The following is a 19,627-nucleotide window of genomic DNA, read 5'->3' as shown; positions in this document are numbered from 1 at the left end:
TCCTGCGATGCCCGAATCACTTGACCCGACGCTCCCGGCCGCCGTGCCCACCCTCAAGAAAAGCGACCAGAACCTGGTCTGGCTCGACTGCGAAATGAGCGGCCTCGACCCCGAGAAAGAGCGCCTGCTCGAAATCGCGGTGGTCCTCACCGGCCCCGACCTTACGCCCCGCATCGACGGCCCCGTGCTCGTCATTCACCAGAGCGACGCCGTGCTCGACGGCATGGACGCCTGGAACAAGGGCACCCATGGCCGCAGCGGCCTGATCGACAAGGTCAAGGCCTCGACGCTCGACGAGGCCGCCGCCGAGCAGCAACTGCTGGAGTTCATCGCCAGGTACATCCCGCGCAGCGGCTCGCCCATGTGCGGCAACACCATTGGCCAGGACCGGCGCTTCCTGGTCAAGTACATGCCCAAGCTCGAGGCGTATTTCCACTACCGCAACCTTGACGTCAGCACGCTGAAGGAACTGGCCAAGCGCTGGAAGCCCACGGCCTACAGCAGCTTCAAGAAGCAGCAGGCGCATACCGCGCTGGCCGACGTGCACGAGTCCATCGAGGAGCTGGCGCACTACCGCGAAACCTTCCTGCGTTTGGCAGATTGATTTCGATTAGGTAAAAACCCGGATTCGTGCCATAATTGCGGGCTTCGCTGATCGGGCCCAAGTGTTTCAAGCCCGGCCAGCGTCTCTTGCATCTCCCTATCTTGCACACCGCGCCCGATCGCATCCGCTGATCAAAAAGGGCCGCAGCCCCAGGCGAAAGCCTGAAGCTGAATGTCGTTGGATGGTTGATGTTTTTAACCACCAACGGGGCGCCGCCCACGGCAGCGCTCGCGTTTGAGATTGATATACATGACCGACGCTTTTGAAGCGCAGGGCGACTTCGCGCCTGTGCAATCCGCTACCAACAACGAGTTCACCGCTGTCGTGGACACCGTTTCCGAGGCTCCCATCCTCGAGGCGCTCGACGCCGCCGCTCCCGAAGCGGCCGTGGCCGAAGAGCCCGCCAAGCCCAACGGCTTCATCAAGCTGGGCCTCGCGCCCGAACTGATCGCCGCCGTGGCCGACATGGGCTTCACCCAGCCCACCACCGTCCAGGAAAAGGTCATCCCGATCGCCATGGGCGAGCAGGCCGGTACCGCCCAATCGGCGCGCTTCGTCGACCTGATGGTGTCCAGCCAGACCGGCTCGGGCAAGACCGCCGCCTTCCTGCTGCCCGTGCTGCACACGCTGATCAAGCGCCAGGCCGAAGCCGAAGCCGAAGCCAAGGCCGAATTCCAGCGCCAGGCCGCCGAAGCCGCCGCCCGCGGTGAAACCGTGCCGAAGAAGCCGAAGCGCAAGGACCCGACCAACGCCCGTCATTTCAAGGCCGCCACCCCCGGCGCCCTCATCCTGTGCCCGACGCGCGAACTCGCGCAGCAGGTCGCGCATGACGCCATCGAACTGGTTCGCCACTGCCGCGGCCTGCGCATCGCCAACGTGGTGGGCGGCATGCCCTACCAGCTCCAGATCGCCCGCCTGCAGAACGCCGACCTCGTCGTCGCCACGCCGGGTCGCCTGCTCGACCTGCAGCGCTCGATGCAGATCAAGCTCGATCAGGTCAAGTTCCTGGTGGTCGACGAAGCCGACCGCATGCTCGACCTCGGCTTTGCCGACGACCTGGCGGAAGTCAACCAGCTCACCATCGAGCGCCAGCAGACCATGATGTTCAGCGCCACCTTCGCGCCGCGCATCCAGCAACTGGCCACCCGCGTGATGCGCGAACCGCAGCGCGTGACCATCGACAGCCCGCAGGAAAAGCACGCCAACATCAAGCAGGTGCTGTTCTGGGCCGACAACGCCCAGCACAAGCGCAAGCTGCTCGACCACTGGCTGCGCGACACCAGCATCAACCAGGCCATCGTGTTCGCGAGCACGCAGGTCGAGTGCGACGGCCTCGCCAACGATCTGCAGCAAGACGGCTTCAGCGCCGTGGCGCTGCATGGCGCCCTGAGCCAGGGCCTGCGCAACCGCCGCCTGATGGCGCTGCGCCAAGGCCAGGTCCAGATCCTGGTGGCCACCGACGTTGCCGCCCGCGGCATCGACGTGCCGACCATCACCCACGTCTTCAACTTCGGCCTGCCGATGAAGGCCGAGGACTACACCCACCGTATCGGCCGTACCGGCCGTGCCGGCCGCGATGGCCTGGCCATCACGTTTGCCGAGTTCCGCGATCGCCGCAAGATCATGGACATCGAGCAATACAGCCGCCAGCAGTTCAAGGCGGAAGTGGTGCCGGGCATGGAGCCGCAGCAGCGCATGCCGCAATCCCGCCCGCAAGGCGACTTCGGCGGCCGCGGCCGTGACAACCATTCGCGCGACCGCAAGTTCGGTGGCGGCGGTGGCGGCCATCGCGGTGGCAATGCCGGCGGCTTCGGCGGCGGCAACAGCAACTACGCCGGTGCCAGCGGCTTCAACGACCGCGGTTCGCGCGCTCCGAGCCCGCGTACCGGCGGCTTCGGCGGCCAGAACGCCGGTTTCGGCGGCGGCCGTGACGAAGGCAACGGCGGCGGCGGTTATGGCCGCAAGCCGGGCTGGGGCGACAGCGCCCCGCGCGGCGGCAACGGCGGTGGCCGTGGCGACTTCGCTCCCCGCGAAGGTTTCGCGCCGCGCGAGGGCTTTGCGCCCCGCGGCAATGGCGCCGGCCACGGCGGCCCGGGCAAGGTGTTCGTCCCCCGCGACGCGCAAAAGCGCGCGTTCAAGCCCACCCGCTGATCCCGCTTGCCGAGCGGCCTGATGGCCGACTCTCCAAGAAAGCCCGCGCTTCTCACGAACGCGGGCTTTTTCATTTCGGGTTTCCGAGCAGCCCGGTGTCGTCGAATTTGATTGACACCTGAATCGATGAAAAGTAATGTAATAGCGCATTGCTTCCCCGGGTCCGTCCTGCGGCCGCCGGTTCATCGACACCTGCTTTTCGACTTTCGACATGAAAATTGCGATTCTTGGGGGTGGTCACGGCGCCTATGCGGCCGCCGCCGACCTGTCTGAAACCGGCCACGAGGTGCGCCTGTGGCGCCGCGACGCCGCGGCGCTGGAACCCGTCGTCCGCGCCGGAGCGATCACGCTGAAAGACGCCGAAGGCGTGCGCGAAGTGCCGATCACGCTCGCCACTGCCGACATCGGTGCGGCGCTGAAGAACGCCGAACTCATCGTCATCCCCACGCCCGCCATCGCCCAGCACGACATCGCGCTGGCGATGGCTTCGCACCTGGTCGACGGCCAGGTGGTGTTCCTGCCGCCGGGCACCTTCGGCAGCTACGTGATGGCGCGAGCGGTGAAAGACGCCGGCAGCCATGCCGACGTCGCCTGGGCCGAGACCGGCACCTTGCCCTACCTGGCGCGCAAGCACGGCGAGCGCGAGGTCAACGTCACCATCCGCGCGATCCGGCTGCCCACGGGCGTCTATCCGGCCCGCAAGGAGGCGCAGGCCATCGAGGTGATCCGCCGCGCCTACCCGTCGGTGCATGGCTGTGGCGATGCGCTCTCGGGCGCACTCATGAATGCAGGCCCCGTCATCCATCCCCCGCTGATGGTGATGAACGCCGCGCCGCTGCAGCACTTCGAGCGCTGGGACATCCACAACGAAGGCACGCAGCGCGCGGTGCGCGACGTGACCGACCGGCTCGACCAGGAACGCATCGCCGTGCGCGAAGCCTTCGGGCAGGGCGCGCCGCACTATCCGCTGGCCGACCACTACAACAACGACCGCTGGATGTACGGCGATGCGCACAGGCAACTGGTCAAGTCGGGCGACTGGCGCGAGAACATCGACCTGCACACGCACCGCTACGTCACCGAAGACACGGAGCTTGGGCTGGCCTTCCTGGCCTCGGCGGCGCGCCATGCGGGTGTCGATGCGCCCATTGCGCACGGGCTGCTGGCCATCGTCGGCGGCTTCCTCGGCCGTGACTTGCGCAAAGGCCCGCGCACTTTCGAGAGCCTGGGCCTTGCCGGCCTGAGCGCGACGCAGCTCAAGCAGAGGCTGCACGATGGCGAATGACGCCGCGCCGCCCCGATTCGCCGCCGTCGGCGCAGGCCGCATGGGGCGCGGCATCGCGATCGCGTTCGCCTATGCCGGCCACCGCATTTCGCTGATCGACCTGCGCCAGCGCAGCGACGAAGCCTGGCAGCGCCTGCGCGACGAAGCGAAAGCCGAGATCGAAGCCAGCCTCTCGGGCCTGGCGCAGCTCGGCGTGATCGATGCTTCGCAGATCGAGCGCATTGCCGCCCGCGTGGATTTCGTCGACGCCGCATCTGCCCCGCGCGCGCTGGCCGGCGCCGAACTCGTGTTCGAGGGCGTGCCCGAAACCATGGAGGCCAAGCGCGAGGCCTTCGAACACATCAACCGGCATTGCCGCGACGATGCCATCCTCACCTCGACCACGAGCAGCATCCTCGTGACGCAACTGGCCGCGTTCGTGCGGCTGCCAGAGCGCTTCCTCAACATGCATTGGCTCAACCCGGCCTATGTGATCCCGGTGGTGGAGCTGAGCTGCCACCCCGGCACCGATGCCGGCGTGCTCGCGCGCACCAAGGCGCTGATGGAGCAGATCGGCAAGCTGCCCGTGGTCTGCGGTGCGTCGCCCGGCTACATCGTGCCGCGCCTGCAGGCCCTGGTGATGAACGAGGCCGCGCGCATGATCGAAGAGGGCGCTGCCACAGCCGAAGAAATCGACAAGGCCACACGCTACGGCCTGGGCTTGCGCTTCGCCGCGCTGGGCGTGGTCGAGTTCATCGACTTCGGTGGCTGCGACATCCTGCACCACGCGAGCCGCGAGATGTCGGCCTCGCTCGACAAGGGCCGCTACACCGCACCGGCCATCGTCGGCCGCATGGTCGAGGAAGGGCGGCTGGGGCTGAAGAGCGGCAGCGGCTTCTACGACTACGAAGGCCGCGACATCGGCGCCTACCGTCGCGACGTGCTGTCGCGCACGCTTGGTGAACTGCGGCATGCGGGTCTGTGGCGCGCACCTGCCGACGACACGCTGTCATGACCACCATCCGCCGCGCCTTCGCAGACCTGTCGGTGGGGCAGGTGCACTACGCGGCATGCGGCGAACCCGATGCGCGCGCTGTTCTCCTGCTGCACCAGTCGCCGCGCAGCTGGGCCGAGTACCGCGCGGTGCTGCCTCTGGTGGGCGCGCATCGGCACGCCATCGCGATGGACACGGCCGGCTTCGGCGACTCCTCCGATGGCGGCGTGCCGGCGAGCATCGAACAATGGGCGCGCGTCGCCTGCGAGCTGCTCGATGCGCTGGGCGTCGCGCAGGCCGATGTGGTCGGCCATCACACGGGCGGTGTCGTGGCGGTCGAGCTTGCGGCGGCGTTCCCTGATCGTGTTCGCAGCCTCGTGCTTTCTTCGACACCCTATACCGACGAGCCGTTCCGGCGTGCGCGTGCGCAGCGCCCGCCCATCGACGAAGTCGCGCCCAGCGAAGACGGCACCCATCTCGCCGCGCTGTGGCAGAAGCGCCAAGGCTTTTATCCGGCGGGGCGGGCCGATCTGCTCGAGGCCTTCGTGCTCGATGCATTGAAGGTCGGCCATCGTGTCGAAGAAGGCCATCGCGCCGTGGCTTCGTATCGCATGGAAGACCGCATCGGCCGCATCGCGCAGCCCGCGCTGATCGTGCGCGCCACCGACGATCCCTTTGCCGCGCCGCATGCGGCGGAACTGCAGCACCATCTGCCGCAGGCCCGCATCGTCGATATCGAAGGCGGCATGGTGCCGCTGCCCGACCAAATGCCCGAGGCCTTCGCGCGCACGGTGCTCGAATTTCTCTCTACCCTGCCATGAAGGCTGTTCGCATCCACGGCTTCGACGCAGTGCCGGTGCTGGAAGAAGTTGTCGACCCTGTCGCGAGGCCCGGTCGCACTCTCGTGCAGATGGAGGCCGCAACAGTCGGCCACATCGACCGTACGGTGTGGCGCGGCAGCTTCCTGCGACATCCGCCTTTGCCGTATACGCCCGGTGTCGAGGCGGCGGGCATCGTCGTCGCGAGCGGGTGCTACCAGGTCGGCCAGCGCGTGTGGCTGCGCGGCAGCGGCCTGGGCACGCTCTTCGACGGCACCTGGTGCGAACGCATCGATGCGCCCGACGAAGCGCTCGGACCATTGCCGGACGAGGTGCCGATGGCGCTGGGCGCTGCATTCTTCTCGCCGACGACTTCGGCCTGGGTGGCATTGCACGAAGTTGCGAAGCTGCAAGCCGGAGAACAGGTGCTGGTGACAGGCGCGAGCGGCGCCGTGGGCTCGCTCGTGATGCAGCTTGCGCGCGAGGCCGGATGTGCCGCTACGGCGGTGATGCCGGATGCAGACTCACCGCCCGTGGCCAGTGCGGACCTGCTGATCGACACCGTCGGTGGCGATGTCCTCGCGAAAGTCCTGCCGTGCGTGCGGCCGGGCGGGCGCGCCGTGCTGGTCGGCTACACCGCCGGCCCGACGCTGCAACTGGACATCGCTCACTTCCTGCAACGCGATGTTGCGCTGTTGCCTCTGAACATGCTTCGGCGTGAAGCAGCGGGCCGTGCCGCCGCACCTGAACTGCTGGCAAGGCTCGCCGATGGCCGCCTGCATCTTGACGTGCAGCCGTTCGCACTGGCGGACGCGGCCCTCGCGCTCGACTGGATCGCGCAGCGAGGCCACCGAGGACGGGCTGTTCTCGTGCCTCGCCTCTGAGCCGTTGAAGAGGCGCGCCTCGATCCTTCAGTCTTCCTCTGGCCCTTCGACGGGTACGTGCACGTGCAGCTCGATCATCTGCCGCAGTGTCTGCTTGAGTTCCTCGGCACGGCGCAGGCCGAAGGGCTCCAGCACGCGCCGCTCGTGGTCGCGCGCCAGTTCCATCAGGTGCTCGACCGCCTTCAGCCCCTTGCGCGTGATGCGCACCAGCGTGATGCGGCGATCACTTTCATGGGGCAGGCGTTCGACCTGCCCGCGCGATTCCATGCGGTCCAGCAGCCGCGTCACCGTCGGCTGCTTGGTGACGGTCACCTGCGCGAGCTGGCCGATGCTGACCGGCTCGCTGCCTGCAAGAGACGCCATCACGCGCCACTCCGACACGGAGAAACCCTGCTGCCGCGCCACCTCGTGGAACTCCGAAGAGATCAGCTGGCTGGCCTGCGCCAGCAGCGCGGGCAGGTAGTCGTCGACGAAGCGGTGGGACTCGACGGGTTGTTCTTCAGCCATGAAGGCACCTCACGGTCGCCGCGGGCACGCAGCTTGCATGTCTAGGGTAATTCATGATTGTGGATACATTCATTTGTCAACATTATAGAAAGCGTGATGTGGCAACTGATGCCCATCCTCCCACGATAGAGAACAAGGACCCACATGGCTGAGCGTTCGTTCGTCGAAGAAGTCAAGAAGCTGCGGCTTTCTGGCGGAGAGGTGTTCCGTGGAGAGGGCATTCTGGCCGTCACCAAGGCCCTGCTCGAATCCGGGGTTTCCTATGTGGCGGGCTACCAGGGCGCGCCGATCTCCCATCTGATGGACGTGCTGGCCGACGCGCAGGACATCCTGGCCGACCACGGCATCCGCTTCGAGAACAGCGCGAGCGAAGCCACTGCAGCCGCCACGCTGGCCGCCTCCGTCAACTACCCGCTGCGTGGCGCCGTCACCTTCAAAGCCACCGTCGGCACCAACGTGGCGTCCGATGCGCTGGCCAACCTCGCCTCGGGCGGTGTGACCGGTGGCGCGCTCATCATCGTGGGCGAGGACTACGGCGAAGGCTCGTCGATCATGCAGGAGCGCAGCCATGCCTTCGCGATGAAGTCGCAGATCTGGCTGCTCGACCCGCGTCCCAACCTGCCGAGCATCGTCGACGCGGTGAAGCAGGGCTTTGATCTCTCGGAGGCCAGCAACACGCCCGTGATGCTCCAGCTGCGCATCCGTGCCTGCCATGTGCACGGGCACTTCGTGGCTGGCGACAACAAGCGCGCGAAGTTCACGCTGAAAGACGCGCTGGAGAATCCGCAGCGCGACGTCGGCCGCATCGTGCTGCCGCCTGCGAGCTTCGTGCACGAGCAAGAGAAGGTGAAGGACCGCTGGCCCGCCGCTGTGCGCTTCATCGAAGAGCGAAAGCTCAACGAGTTCTTCTCGGAAGACGCCGACGACATCGGCATCATCGTCCAGGGCGGCAGCTACAACACGCTGCTGCGCGCACTCGAGCGGCTGGGCCTGGCCGATGTGTACGGCAACACGCAGGTGCCGCTCTACGTGATGAACGTGGCCTACCCGGTCATCGAGAGCGAAGTGATCCGCTTCTGCAAGGGCAAGCGCGCGGTGATGATCGTGGAAGAGGGGCAGCCCAACTTCGTCGAGCAGAACCTCGCGACCATCCTGCGCCAGGCCGGATCGACCACCGCGCTGCACGGCAAGGACATGCTGCCGGTGGCCGGTGAATACACCGCCGCCGAGTTGCTCAAGGGCGCGCGCAGCTTCTGCGAACGCTACGGGCGCCTGGCGCCGCTGCCGGTGCCCGCGCCGGTGCGCAAGGTGATTCCGCTGAAGGAAGTCGCGGCCATCGGTGTCGATGCCGCGCCCGAGCCCGTGCAGCCATCGACCGCGCTCGGCGACGTGGTGCATGCCCGTCCGCCGGGCTTCTGCACCGGTTGCCCCGAACGCCCGATCTTCAGCGCGATGAAGCTGGTGGAGCGCGAACTCGGAGCGCACCACGTGAGCGCCGACATCGGCTGCCACCTGTTCTCCATCCTGCCGCCCTTCAACATCGGCAACACCACCATGGGCTACGGCCTGGGCGGCGCGGGTGCCGCGGCGCTCAATGCGCCCGACGGCAAGCGCGCGATCTCGATGATGGGCGACGGCGGCTTCTGGCACAACGGCCTCACCAGCGGCGTGGCCAACGCCGTCTTCAACAAGAGCGACAACCTCACCATCGTCGTCGACAACAACTACACCTCGGCCACGGGCGGGCAGGACATCCTCTCCTCGCATGCCGTCAACAAGACGCGCAGCACCGGCCATGAGATCGAGCGTGCCGTGCGCGGCGTGGGCGTAGAGTGGGTCAAGACGCTGCGCCGCACCTACGACGTGGCGGGCATGCGCGATGCGCTGAAAGACGCACTCACCACGACGAAGAAGGGCCCCAAGGTCCTGATCGCGCAATCGGAGTGCATGCTCAACAAGCAACGCCGCGAGAAGCCGGTGGTGCGCAAGGCCATCGCCGACGGCAAGCGCATGGTGCGCGAGAAGTTCGGCGTCGATTCCGACACCTGCACCGGCGACCACTCCTGCATTCGCTTGTCGGGCTGCCCGTCGCTGTCGATCAAGCCCAACCCCGATCCATTGCGCACCGACCCGGTCGCGACTGTGCTCGACAGTTGCGTGGGCTGCGGCGTGTGCGGCGAGGTCTCGCATGCCGCGGTGCTGTGCCCGTCGTTCTACAAGGCCCAGATCGTGAGCAACCCCAGCCGCTGGGAAGTGCTGCGTGAACGTGTGCGTGCCGCTGTGATCGGCTGGCTGCAGCGCGGCGAGGCGCGCCGCCGTGAAGCCTATGCCTTCTGAAGCAATGACGAGCAACGCACAACCCATAAAGGTTGCCATCCTCGCCATGGGCGGGGAGGGCGGCGGCGTGCTGGCCGACTGGATCGTCGACATGGGCGAAGCGAACGGCTACGTCGCCCAGACCACATCGGTGCCGGGCGTGGCCCAGCGCACCGGCGCGACCATCTACTACGTCGAGCTGTATCCGGTGGCGCAGGCCGAGGCCGACGGCGGCCTGCCGGTGTTGGCGCTGATGCCGCTGCCGGGCGACGTCGACGTGGTGTTGGCGTCGGAGCTCATGGAGGCCGGGCGCGCCGTGCAGCGTGGCCTTGTCACGCCCGACCGCACCACGTTGATCGCCTCCACGCACCGCGTCTTCTCCATCGCGGAGAAGAGTGCGCTGGGCGATGGCCGCGTCGACAGCGATCAGCTGCTCGCACACACCGCCAAGGCGGCCAAGCGTTTCATACGCTTCGACATGGCGCAGGCGGCCGAAGCTTCGGGCAGCGTGATCAGCGCGGTGCTCTTCGGCGCGCTGGCAGGTTCGGGCGTGCTGCCGTTCAGCCGCGCGCAGTTCGAGGCAACCATCGAACGCGGCGGCGTGGGCGTGAAGCCCAGCCTCAAGGCCTTTGGCGCGGCGTTCGCTCGCGCTCAGCGCGGTGACGACGGCGAGCCCGCGAAGGAAGCACCGGTCGTGGCACCGGCGCCGCAGCCGCGCCACCCGGCCGTGCGGGCACTGGTCGAGCGGGTACAACGCGATTTCCCCGTGCAGGCGCAAGACTTCCTGCTCGAAGGCGTGCGCCGCCTCATCGACTACCAGGACACGGCCTACGCCAACCTGTACCTCGACCGCATGGCAGCCGTTGCCGCGCTGCCCGGCAACGACGACCATCGCCTGCTGCGCGAAACCGCGCGCCACCTCGCGCTCTGGATGTCCTACGAAGACACCGCCCGCGTCGCAGCCCTGAAGACCCGCGCCACCCGCTTCGAGCGCGTGCGCGGCGAGGCAAGCGTGCAGCCCGGCCAGGTGCTCGCCATCAACGAATACATGCACCCGCGGCTGCAGGAGATCTGCGAGACGCTGCCCGGCGGCATCGGCCGCTGGCTCATGAATTCGACGCTGCCCAAGAAGCTCGTCGAGCGCTTCACGCAGCACGGCCGGGTGATCCAGACCAGCTCGCTGCGCGGCTACCTCATGCTGCGCATGGTGGCGGCATGCAGGCGCTGGCGCCTTTCCACCATGCGCTATGCCGAGGAAAACCGCCGCATCGAGGAATGGCTGCAACGCATCGCCGCGACCGCGCAGCGCAACCCCGAACTGGCAGTGGAGCTGGCCCAGTGCCAGCGCCTGGTCAAGGGCTACAGCGACACGCACGAGCGCGGCATCCGCAATTACGACACCGTGATGCGCGCCGTCGAGCGTGCCGGCACCGCGCTGGCGCCGGCCACGCTGCGCGAACTGCGCGACGCGGCGCTGGCCGACGAACACGGCCACAAGCTGCAGGCCGCGCTGGCGCAGCACGCACTGGCCTGAAGAGACAACGAAGATGACCGCACCCTCAGCCACCCTTTCACTGCGCGTCGTCGAGGCGCAGGCGTTGAATCCGCTGATCCGCATGCTGCGCCTGCGCGCCGAAGACGGCCGCGCGCTGCCTGGCTTCTCGGCCGGTGCCCACATCCGCGTGCAGGTGTCGCTGCCCGGCGGCAAGACCGACTGGCGCCACTATTCGCTCATCAACTTCGATACGGCACGCAACGCCACCAACGCGCCTGCGGAATACGTGATCGCCGTGCGCAAGGAAGCCGAAGGCCGAGGCGGCTCCCGCTTCATGCACGAGCAGCTGAAAGAGGGCGACACCCTCGCCATCGAGGCGCCCAAGAACGACTTCCCGCTGCACACCGGCCCCGGCGGCACCGTGCTGGTGGCCGGCGGTATCGGCGTGACGCCGCTCGCCACCATGGCCGCCCGCCGCCGCGCCGAAGGTGCCCCCGTGCGCATGCACTACGCCGGCCGCAGCCGCGACCTGATGGCCTTCCTGCCCGAACTGCAGGCGCTGCTGGGTGACGACCTGCACGTGCACGCCGATGCGGAGGCCGGTGCGCCGCTCGGCATCGATGCGATGCTCGACGGCGTTCCCGCCGGCGACCGGCTCTACGTCTGCGGCCCCAAGGTCATGCTCGACGCCGTGCTCGAGCGCACCCAGGCGCGCGGCTGGGAACACGACCGCGTGCACTTCGAACTCTTCACCGAGCCTGTCGCCGAAGAGGGCGATCAGCCCTTCGAAGTGGAGCTTGCGCAGTCGGGCCAGCGCTTCACCGTGCCGGCCGACCAGAGCATCCTCGACTGCCTGATCGAGCACGGCTGCGACCCGATGTTCGACTGCAAGCGTGGCGAATGCGGCGTGTGCGCCGTACCCGTGCTCGAAGGCGAGATCGAACACCGCGACTACGTGCTCACCGCCCGCGAGAAGGCGGAAGGCAACGTCATGCAGATCTGCATCTCGCGCGCCAAGGGTGCGCGGCTGGTGCTGGACATCTGAAGCCAGGAGCCCAGGAAACCATGACCTCTTACCGAGACAACCCCGATGCCGTCCGTGCGCTGGTGCAGCACGACCGGGTGCACCGCGACCTGTACACCAGCCAGGAACTGTTCGAGCTGGAGCAGGAGCACTTCTTCGCCAACACCTGGAACTACGTCGGCCATGAAAGCCAACTGCCCAAGCCCGGCGACTGGATCAGCAACGAGATAGCGGGCCGCCCGCTGATCGTGGTGCGCCACTCCGACGGCAGCGTGCGCGTGATGATGAACCGCTGCGCACACAAAGGCTCGCGGCTGGTCAACGGTGCGTGCGGCAATACCGGCAAGTTTTTCCGCTGCCCGTACCACGCCTGGACTTTCAAGACGGACGGCGCGCCGCTCGCGATTCCGCTGAAGACGGGCTACGAGCACACGCAACTGCACGAATGCGAATCGGGCAAGGGCCTCACCACGGTGAAGCATGTGCGCAGCCATCGCGGCTTCATCTTCGTGAAGATCAACGACGCGGGCCCCGGCTTCGACGAATACTTCGGCGACTCGCTGAGCTCCATCGACAACATGGCCGACCGTTCGCCAGAAGGTGAACTCGAAATCGCGGGCGGCTGCCTGCGCTTCATGCACCAGTGCAACTGGAAGATGTTCGTCGAGAACCTCAACGACACCATGCACCCGATGGTGGCGCACGAGTCTTCGGCCGGCACCGCCAAGCGCATGTGGGCCGACAAGCCGGAAGACGAGCCCAAGCCCATGGCGGTGGAGCAGTTCGTGCCCTTCATGTCCGACTACAAGTTCTTCGAGGACATGGGCATCCGCACCTACGACAACGGCCACAGCTTCACGGGCGTGCACTTCAGCATCCACAGCAAGTACAAGGCGATTCCCGCGTACGACGACGCCATGAAGGCGCGCTACGGCGAGGAGAAGACGGCGCAGATCCTGGGCATGGCGCGGCACAACACCGTGTACTACCCGAACCTCACGATCAAGGGCGCGATCCAGGCGATCCGCGTGGTGAAGCCGATCTCCGCCGACAAGACGCTGATCGAGAGCTGGACCTTCCGCCTCAAGGGCGCGCCGCCCGAGCTGCTGCAGCGCACCACCATGTACAACCGGCTCATCAACTCGCCGTTCTCGGTGGTGGGCCATGACGACCTGCAGGCCTATCGTGGCATGCAGGCAGGGCTGCATGCGAGCGGCAACGAGTGGGTGAGCCTGCACCGCGACTACGACCCCTCGGAGCTGAAGGGCGGCGAGATCACCACCGGCGGCACCAACGAGCTGCCCATGCGCAACCAGTACCGAAGCTGGGTGCAACGCATGACGGAGACCATGTGATGGCCCGCACCGAAGTCACCCGCCAGGGCCTGATCGACTTCGTAGTGAACGAAGCGCACCTGCTCGACACGCGCCGCTACGAGGAGTGGAACGCGCTCTTCACCGAAGACGCCTTCTACTGGATTCCGCTGGTGCCCGACCAGGAGGACGGCGTCAACCACACATCGCATCTCTACGAAGACAAGCTGCTGCGCGACTTGCGCATCGAGCGCCTGAAGAGCCCGCGCGCCTTTTCGCAGCAGCCGCAGAGCCGCTGCCACCACCTGCTGCAGGTGCCGGTGGTCGAGCAGTTCGATGTTGAAGCTAATCGCTTTGTGGTGCGTACCGAATTCCACTACACCGAATCGCAGGGCGACGAATTGCAGTTCTACGTCGGCACCTTCTTCCATCACCTCGCGTTGCAGGACGGTGCACTGCGCATGACGCTCAAGCGCGTGAACCTGCTCAACTGCGACGCGGCGCTGCCGGCCGTGCAACTCTTCATCTAGGGACGCGATGCCACACGACACCGTCCATCAAGTCTTTGAGGCCACCGCGGCGCGCACGCCGCAGGCCGCGTTCCTGTTCACCGAATCGGTGACTGCCGCCGCCTATGGCATCGAGGCAGGCGCCATTCGCTGGGGCGAGGCTGCCGCACAGATTGAGCGCCTGCGCGCGGCCTATGCGCAAGCCGGCTACGGGCACGGCCACCGCGTCGGCCTGCTGCTGGAGAACCGGCCGGCCTTCATCTTTCACTGGCTCGCGCTGAACGCACTGGGCGTGAGCGTGGTGCCCATCAACGCAGAGATGCGTTCTGCCGAACTGGTCTACCTGATCGGCCACAGCGAGATCGGGCTGGCCGTGACGCTGCCGGGCCGCGCCGCCGACCTGCGTGCGGCAGCGGTGCAGGCGGGTGTCGAATTCGAGACGATGGGGCCTGAAGACACAGTGCCGCCGGCTAAGACCGCCGCCCCGCGCGCCCATGAGCCCATCGGCACAGACACCGAATGCGGCCTGCTCTACACATCGGGCACCACGGGCCGCCCCAAGGGCTGCATCCTGAGCAATGCCTACTTCCTGCGCGCTGGCGAGTGGTACGCCGCGCTCGACGGCGTGTGCGGCATCCGGCCCGACACGGAGCGCGTGATCACGCCGCTGCCGCTGAACCACATGAACGCGATGGCCTTCTCCACCATGGTGGTGCTGGCCGCTGGCGGTTGCCTGGTGCAGCTCGACCGCTTCCATCCGAAGACCTGGCTGGCCAGTGCGAAGGAAAGCGGCGCGACCATCGTGCATTACCTGGGCGTGATGCCGGCCATGCTGCTGTCCGCGCCCGCATCGCCGGCCGACCGTGACCATGCCATCCGCTGGGGCTTCGGCGCAGGCGTGGACCGCAAGAACCATGTGCCCTTCGAGGAGCGCTTCGGTTTCCCGTTGGTCGAGGCCTGGGCCATGACCGAGACCGGCGCGGCCGCCTGCATCATGGCCAACCGCGAGCCGCGCCTCGTGGGCACGAGCTGCTTCGGACGGCAGGAAGATTTCGTCGAGATCCGCCTCGTGGGCGAGGACGGCAGCGACGTCGGCGTCGATGCTCCGGGTGAACTGCTGGTGCGTTCCGCCGGCACCGACCCGAAGCGCTATTTCTTCTCCGGCTACCTGAAGGACGAGGAGGCCACGCGCGAAGCCTGGGCCGACGGCTGGTTCCACACCGGCGACCTGGTGCGCCGCGACGCTGAAGGCAATTTCTTCTTCGTCGACCGCAAGAAGAACGTGATCCGCCGCAGCGGCGAGAACATCTCCGCCGTCGAGGTCGAGAGCGTGCTCAACCAGCATCCGGCAGTAAAGGCGTCGGCCGTGGCCGCCACGCCCGACGCGGTGCGCGGCGATGAAGTGCTGGCCTGCATCGTGGTGCGGGAAGACGTGGATGCCTCGCAGCGCACGCAGATCGCCGCCAGCATCGTCGAGCATGCGCTGGCACAGCTCGCCTACTACAAGGCACCCGGCTACGTCGCCTTCGTCGATGCGTTGCCGCTCACGCCTTCGCAGAAGATCCAGCGCGGCCAGTTGCGCGAGATGGCGCAGTCGCTGCCGGCCCAGGGCCATTGCATCGACACGCGCGCCATGAAGAAAAGGCAGCCATGACCACGAAACGACGACTCTCCTACGAAGGCGTCGCGGTCGCGGTGCCCATCACCGTGCCCTATGTGCGCTACTCCACGCGCACCGCGCACTGGTTCATCGGGCAGGCCATCGAGGCGCTGGTAAAGACCAGCGGCGTGCCAAAGGAGCAGATCGACGGCCTGTGCCTCAGCAGCTTCTCGCTCGCGCCCGACACGGCCGTGGGCGTCACGCAGCACCTGGGCATGTCGCCGCGCTGGCTCGACCATGTGCCCACCGGCGGTGCGTCGGGCGTGATGTGCCTGCGCCGTGCCGCGCGGGCGGTGCAGGCGGGCGATGCCGACATCGTGGCCTGCGTGGGCGCCGACACCAACCATGTCGACTCCTTTCGCCAGACGCTCGGCAGCTTCAGCAACTTCGCGCGCGACGCGAGCTACCCGTATGGCTCGGGCGGACCGAACTCGATCTTCGCGTTCATCACCGCCAATTACATGCGCACCTACGGCGCGAAGCGCGAAGACTTCGGCCGCATCTGCGTCGACCAGCGAACCAACGCGCTGGGCAATCCGAACGCGATGTTCAAGAAGGGCCTGACGCTCGACGAGTACATGGCCGCGCGGCCCATCTCCGACCCGATCCACCTGTTCGACTGCGTGATGCCCTGCGCGGGCGCCGATGCCTTCCTGGTGATGAGCGAGGAGCGCGCACGCGACCTGGGCCTGGCGCACGTCGTCATCCGCGGTGCCATCGAACGCCACAACGCCTACGCCGAAGACCCGGTGATGGTGCAGGGCGGCTGGCGCAAGGACCGCGACGACCTGTACACACAGGCCGGCATCCAGCCAGCGGAACTCGACTTCGTGCAGACCTACGACGACTACCCCGTCATCGTGATGATGCAGTTCGAAGACCTGGGCTTCTGCGAGAAGGGCGAGGGCCCGGCCTTCGTCCAGGCCAACACCATGATCTTCGACGGCAGCTTTCCGAACAATACGAGCGGCGGGCAGCTGTCGGCCGGGCAGGCCGGTGCGGCGGGCGGCTTCCTCGGCATGGTCGAGGCGATCCGCCAGTTGACCGGTGAAGCCGGTGCGCGCACCGTGCCCGATGCCCGGTTGGGCCTCGTCGCCGGCTTCGGCATGGTGACCTACGACCGCTGCCTTTGCACAGGCGCCGTCATCCTCGGGAGACCGGCATGATTTACCCCCACGTTTGCCGCTTCGCGGCTGCACTGCCCCCCGAGGGGGCCGCGCGCCTGCCTTGGGGCGGCCCGGCGGAGGCGCCATGACCATGCCCCTGATGCGCCCCCCGCGCAAGAACCCGGTGCTGCGCACCCGGCAGATGAACCTGCCGCCCGGCGCGCGTGGCCGCGTGGCGCTCGGCCTTACGGCCGCAGCCGCCGAGGGCCGCTTCGAGCTGCAGGCCTGCGAGGACTGCGGCACGGTGCAGTACCCGCCGCGCGAGGTCTGCCACAAGTGCCTGTCGGCCGCGTTGCGCTGGCGCGAGCAGAGCGGCGAGGGCGAGCTGCTCGGCAGCACCACGCTGCATCACAGCAACGACCTGTTCTTTCGCGAGCGGCTGCCCTGGCGGCTGGGCCTGGTGCACCTGGATGCCGGCCCCACGCTCATGGTCCATCTGCATGGCGAAGTCGGCGACGCGCCGCAACGCGTTCGTGTCGGCGCCCGGCTCGACCGCGCTGGCCAGGCCGTTCTCATTGGTTTTCCGAATGAAGGGAGTCCCCACATGGCCGACGACAAGATGCTGCGCGAAATGACCAGCGACCCCAAATTCCGCAAGGTGCTGGTGACCGACGGCAAGACCGAGACCGGCCAGGCCATCGTGCGTGCGCTGGTGAAGGCTGGCGCAGACATCGTCTGGGTCGGCCATGCCGAGCCCTGGAAGAAGATGGGCGACGGGCTGGACGACATCTCTGCGCTGCCGCAGGTCACGCTGGTGCCGCTGGACCTGACCAATGGCCGCCAGGTGACGGAGCTTGCGGGCTCCATCGGCGGCAAGGTCGACATCGTGATCAACAACGCCGAGGTGCACCGCACCTTCGGCATAGGCGCGCGGCGCGGCACCGACGTGGCCAAGGCCGAGATGGACATCAACTACTTCGGCCTGCTGCGGCTGGCGCAGGAGTTCGGGCCCGCGCTCAAGGGCCGTTCGGCCGATGGCGTGACGGGCGCTACGGCATGGGTCAACCTGTTGTCGATCTATGCGCTCAGCAATTTCCCGCCGCACGGCACCTTCAGCGCCTCGAAGGCGGCGGCGCATTCGCTTGCGCAGTGCCTGCGCGCAGAGATGCGGCCGGCCGGCATCCGCGTGATCAACGTGTTCCCGGGCCCCATCGACGACGAATGGAACCAGCACACGCCGCCGCCCAAGCTCGCACCCACCGCGCTGGCCAACGCCATCGTGAAGGCGCTGCGCGACGGCGTGGAAGACGTCTACCCCGGTGACGTGGCGCAGGAGTGGCTGGAGCGCTGGCGCGACAACCCCAAGGTGCTCGAGCGCGAGCTCGCGGCGGGCGGCTGAGACAGGAGCCATACGAATGACCACGACAACCGAACTGATGTCCGCCGCCGAAATCCTCAGCGGCCTGGTGACCGCAATGGCCAGTGGCCGCATCCGCGTGATCGACCTCACGCAGACGCTCACGCCCGAGTTCCCGCAGATCGCGCTGCCGCCCGAGATGGGCCAGTGCTGGCCTTTCCGCATCGAGGAAGTGTCGAAGTACGACGAGCGCGGCCCGGGCTGGTACTGGAACAACTTTTCCTGCGGCGAGCACACGGGCACCCACTTCGACGCACCGATCCATTGGATCTCCGGGCGCGACCTGCCGAACAATTCCGTCGACACCATTCCCGTGCAGCACTTCGTGGCGCCGGCCTGCGTGATCGATTGTTCGCCGCAGGTGAAGGACGACCCCGACTACCTGCTGACCCTCGAGGACATCGAGGCCTACGAGGCGGCGCATGGCCGCATCCCCAAGGGCGCGTGGGTGCTGATGCGCACCGACTGGTCCAAGCGCACCGACCCCGAGGCGTACCAGAACTTCGACGAGACGGGCCAGCACACGCCGGGCCCGAGCACCGCGGCCGTGCGCTTCCTGGTCGAGCAGCGCGACGTGCTGGGCTTCGGCTCCGAGGCCATCGGTACGGATGCGGGCCAGGGCTATCACCTGCGGCCGCCGTATCCGTGCCATTACTACATGCATGGCGCGGGTCGATACGGCCTGCAGTGCCTGAGTAACCTCGACCTGCTGCCGCCGGCCGGCGCCGTGCTGATCTGCCCGCCGCTGAAGATCGAGAAGGGCAGCGGCAGCCCGCTGCGTGTGCTGGCGTTGGTGGGAGGCTCGTCATGAACAACGCCGCACCCAAAGTCGCGGCCGTTACCGGAGGCAGCGCGGGCATCGGCAAGGCGATCTGCGAAGACCTGCTCGCGCAGGGCTATGAGGTGGTGTCGCTCGCACGCCGCAAGGCCGAGATCGACCACCCGAAGCTGCACAGCATCGAGGTCGACCTGAGCGACCGCGCCGCCACGGGCGAGGCGGTGCGCGAACTGGTCGAACGCTTCGCACCGACCACCATCGTGCACAACGCAGGCGTCATCCGCGCCGCGCTGTTGCCAGACGTGAAGCTCGACGACCTCGATGCGCTGGTCGACCTGCACCTGGGCTGTGCGATACAGCTCGTGCAGGGTGCGCTGCCCGCGATGCGCGCGCAACGCTTCGGCCGCATCTTGCTGCTGTCGTCGCGCGCCGCGCTGGGCCTTGCCACGCGCACCAGCTATTCGGCCACCAAGGCCGGCATGCTGGGCATGGCGCGCACCTGGGCGCTCGAGCTGGCGGCCGACGGCATCACGGTGAACGTGGTGGCCCCGGGGCCGATCCGCACCGACATGTTCTACGACGTGGTCGAGGCCGGCAGCGAGAAGGAACGCGCGCTCGCTGCCTCGGTGCCTGTCAAGCGCCTGGGCGAATCGGCCGACGTGGCACGCGCCGTGCGTTTCTTCGCCGATGCCGACAACAGCTTCGTCACCGGGCAGGTGCTGTACGTGTGCGGCGGCACCAGCGTCGGAAGCCTCGCCCTCTGAATTTCCAGTTTTCCTCACGTCCA

The 19,627-nt window shown here is 67.4% G+C and carries 17 protein-coding genes; 16 read left to right on the top strand and 1 reads right to left on the bottom strand.

The features are described from left to right. Positions 1 to 7: 7 nt before the first annotated feature. From orn to ACQY8B_RS16680, 6 genes are all read left to right on the top strand, one after another. On the top strand, positions 8 to 604 hold the full coding sequence (gene orn, locus ACQY8B_RS16705) for an oligoribonuclease (protein WP_422087741.1): 597 nt from the start codon (positions 8 to 10) through the stop codon (positions 602 to 604). 249 nt (positions 605 to 853) lie between these two features. Continuing rightward, the gene (locus ACQY8B_RS16700; RefSeq protein ID WP_422087740.1) at positions 854 to 2,755 is read left to right on the top strand and encodes a DEAD/DEAH box helicase; all 1,902 of its coding nucleotides are present in this window, start codon (positions 854 to 856) and stop codon (positions 2,753 to 2,755) included. 211 nt (positions 2,756 to 2,966) lie between these two features. Beyond that, the gene (locus ACQY8B_RS16695; RefSeq protein WP_422087739.1) at positions 2,967 to 4,040 is read left to right on the top strand and encodes an NAD/NADP octopine/nopaline dehydrogenase family protein; all 1,074 of its coding nucleotides are present in this window, start codon (positions 2,967 to 2,969) and stop codon (positions 4,038 to 4,040) included. Continuing rightward, complete coding sequence (locus ACQY8B_RS16690; RefSeq protein WP_422087738.1) at positions 4,030 to 5,034, top strand: 3-hydroxybutyryl-CoA dehydrogenase; 1,005 nt, start codon at positions 4,030 to 4,032, stop codon at positions 5,032 to 5,034. Before ACQY8B_RS16695 ends, ACQY8B_RS16690 begins: the two co-directional genes overlap by 11 nt. Next, entirely contained in the window at positions 5,031 to 5,834 is an 804-nt protein-coding gene (locus tag ACQY8B_RS16685) for an alpha/beta fold hydrolase (RefSeq protein WP_422087737.1), read from the top strand. The genes ACQY8B_RS16690 and ACQY8B_RS16685 overlap by 4 nt, the downstream gene beginning before the upstream one ends. Further along, positions 5,831 to 6,715, top strand: coding sequence for a quinone oxidoreductase family protein (locus ACQY8B_RS16680; RefSeq protein ID WP_422087736.1), 885 nt, complete (start codon positions 5,831 to 5,833; stop codon positions 6,713 to 6,715). Before ACQY8B_RS16685 ends, ACQY8B_RS16680 begins: the two co-directional genes overlap by 4 nt. Before the next feature lie 27 nt (positions 6,716 to 6,742). On the opposite strand, the gene ACQY8B_RS16675 is transcribed toward ACQY8B_RS16680, so the two are convergent. Then, a complete protein-coding gene (locus ACQY8B_RS16675) occupies positions 6,743 to 7,222 on the bottom strand; it encodes a MarR family winged helix-turn-helix transcriptional regulator (RefSeq protein WP_422087735.1) in 480 nt (159 codons plus the stop codon). Between the two features lie 144 nt (positions 7,223 to 7,366). Here ACQY8B_RS16675 and ACQY8B_RS16670 point away from each other — a divergent pair, with 144 nt between their 5' ends. The 10 genes from ACQY8B_RS16670 to ACQY8B_RS16625 all read left to right on the top strand — a co-directional run bounded on the left by ACQY8B_RS16670 (position 7,367) and on the right by ACQY8B_RS16625 (position 19,604). Next, positions 7,367 to 9,559, top strand: coding sequence for a thiamine pyrophosphate-dependent enzyme (locus tag ACQY8B_RS16670; RefSeq protein ID WP_422087734.1), 2,193 nt, complete (start codon positions 7,367 to 7,369; stop codon positions 9,557 to 9,559). A 4-nt stretch (positions 9,560 to 9,563) separates the two neighbouring features. Then, entirely contained in the window at positions 9,564 to 11,072 is a 1,509-nt protein-coding gene (locus ACQY8B_RS16665; protein ID WP_422087733.1) for an indolepyruvate oxidoreductase subunit beta family protein, read from the top strand. A 13-nt stretch (positions 11,073 to 11,085) separates the two neighbouring features. After that, positions 11,086 to 12,078 (top strand): PDR/VanB family oxidoreductase, encoded by a 993-nt coding sequence (locus tag ACQY8B_RS16660; protein WP_422087732.1) that lies wholly within the window; start codon positions 11,086 to 11,088, stop codon positions 12,076 to 12,078. A gap of 20 nt (positions 12,079 to 12,098) precedes the next feature. Further along, positions 12,099 to 13,412, top strand: coding sequence for an aromatic ring-hydroxylating dioxygenase subunit alpha (locus tag ACQY8B_RS16655; protein ID WP_422087731.1), 1,314 nt, complete (start codon positions 12,099 to 12,101; stop codon positions 13,410 to 13,412). Further along, entirely contained in the window at positions 13,412 to 13,900 is a 489-nt protein-coding gene (locus tag ACQY8B_RS16650; RefSeq protein WP_422087730.1) for an aromatic-ring-hydroxylating dioxygenase subunit beta, read from the top strand. The genes ACQY8B_RS16655 and ACQY8B_RS16650 overlap by 1 nt, the downstream gene beginning before the upstream one ends. A gap of 7 nt (positions 13,901 to 13,907) precedes the next feature. After that, positions 13,908 to 15,533 (top strand): AMP-binding protein, encoded by a 1,626-nt coding sequence (locus ACQY8B_RS16645; RefSeq protein ID WP_422087729.1) that lies wholly within the window; start codon positions 13,908 to 13,910, stop codon positions 15,531 to 15,533. Continuing rightward, on the top strand, positions 15,530 to 16,705 hold the full coding sequence (locus tag ACQY8B_RS16640; protein WP_422087728.1) for a thiolase family protein: 1,176 nt from the start codon (positions 15,530 to 15,532) through the stop codon (positions 16,703 to 16,705). Before ACQY8B_RS16645 ends, ACQY8B_RS16640 begins: the two co-directional genes overlap by 4 nt. Positions 16,706 to 16,790: 85 nt before the next feature. Continuing rightward, positions 16,791 to 18,044 (top strand): SDR family NAD(P)-dependent oxidoreductase, encoded by a 1,254-nt coding sequence (locus ACQY8B_RS16635; RefSeq protein ID WP_422087727.1) that lies wholly within the window; start codon positions 16,791 to 16,793, stop codon positions 18,042 to 18,044. 16 nt (positions 18,045 to 18,060) lie between these two features. Next, positions 18,061 to 18,873, top strand: a complete 813-nt coding sequence (locus ACQY8B_RS16630) for a cyclase family protein (protein ID WP_422087726.1) — start codon at positions 18,061 to 18,063, stop codon at positions 18,871 to 18,873. Continuing rightward, positions 18,870 to 19,604: an SDR family NAD(P)-dependent oxidoreductase gene (locus tag ACQY8B_RS16625; RefSeq protein ID WP_422087725.1), complete on the top strand. Its 735-nt coding sequence runs from the start codon at positions 18,870 to 18,872 to the stop codon at positions 19,602 to 19,604. Before ACQY8B_RS16630 ends, ACQY8B_RS16625 begins: the two co-directional genes overlap by 4 nt. The last annotated feature ends 23 nt before the right edge of the window (positions 19,605 to 19,627 follow it).

The sequence above is a fragment of the Variovorax sp. genome (assembly GCF_965279555.1).
In the GTDB taxonomy this organism is placed as follows: domain Bacteria; phylum Pseudomonadota; class Gammaproteobacteria; order Burkholderiales; family Burkholderiaceae_C; genus Variovorax.
Note: the sequence above shows the minus strand (reverse complement) of the source record. Positions and strands in the feature narration are given on the sequence as shown.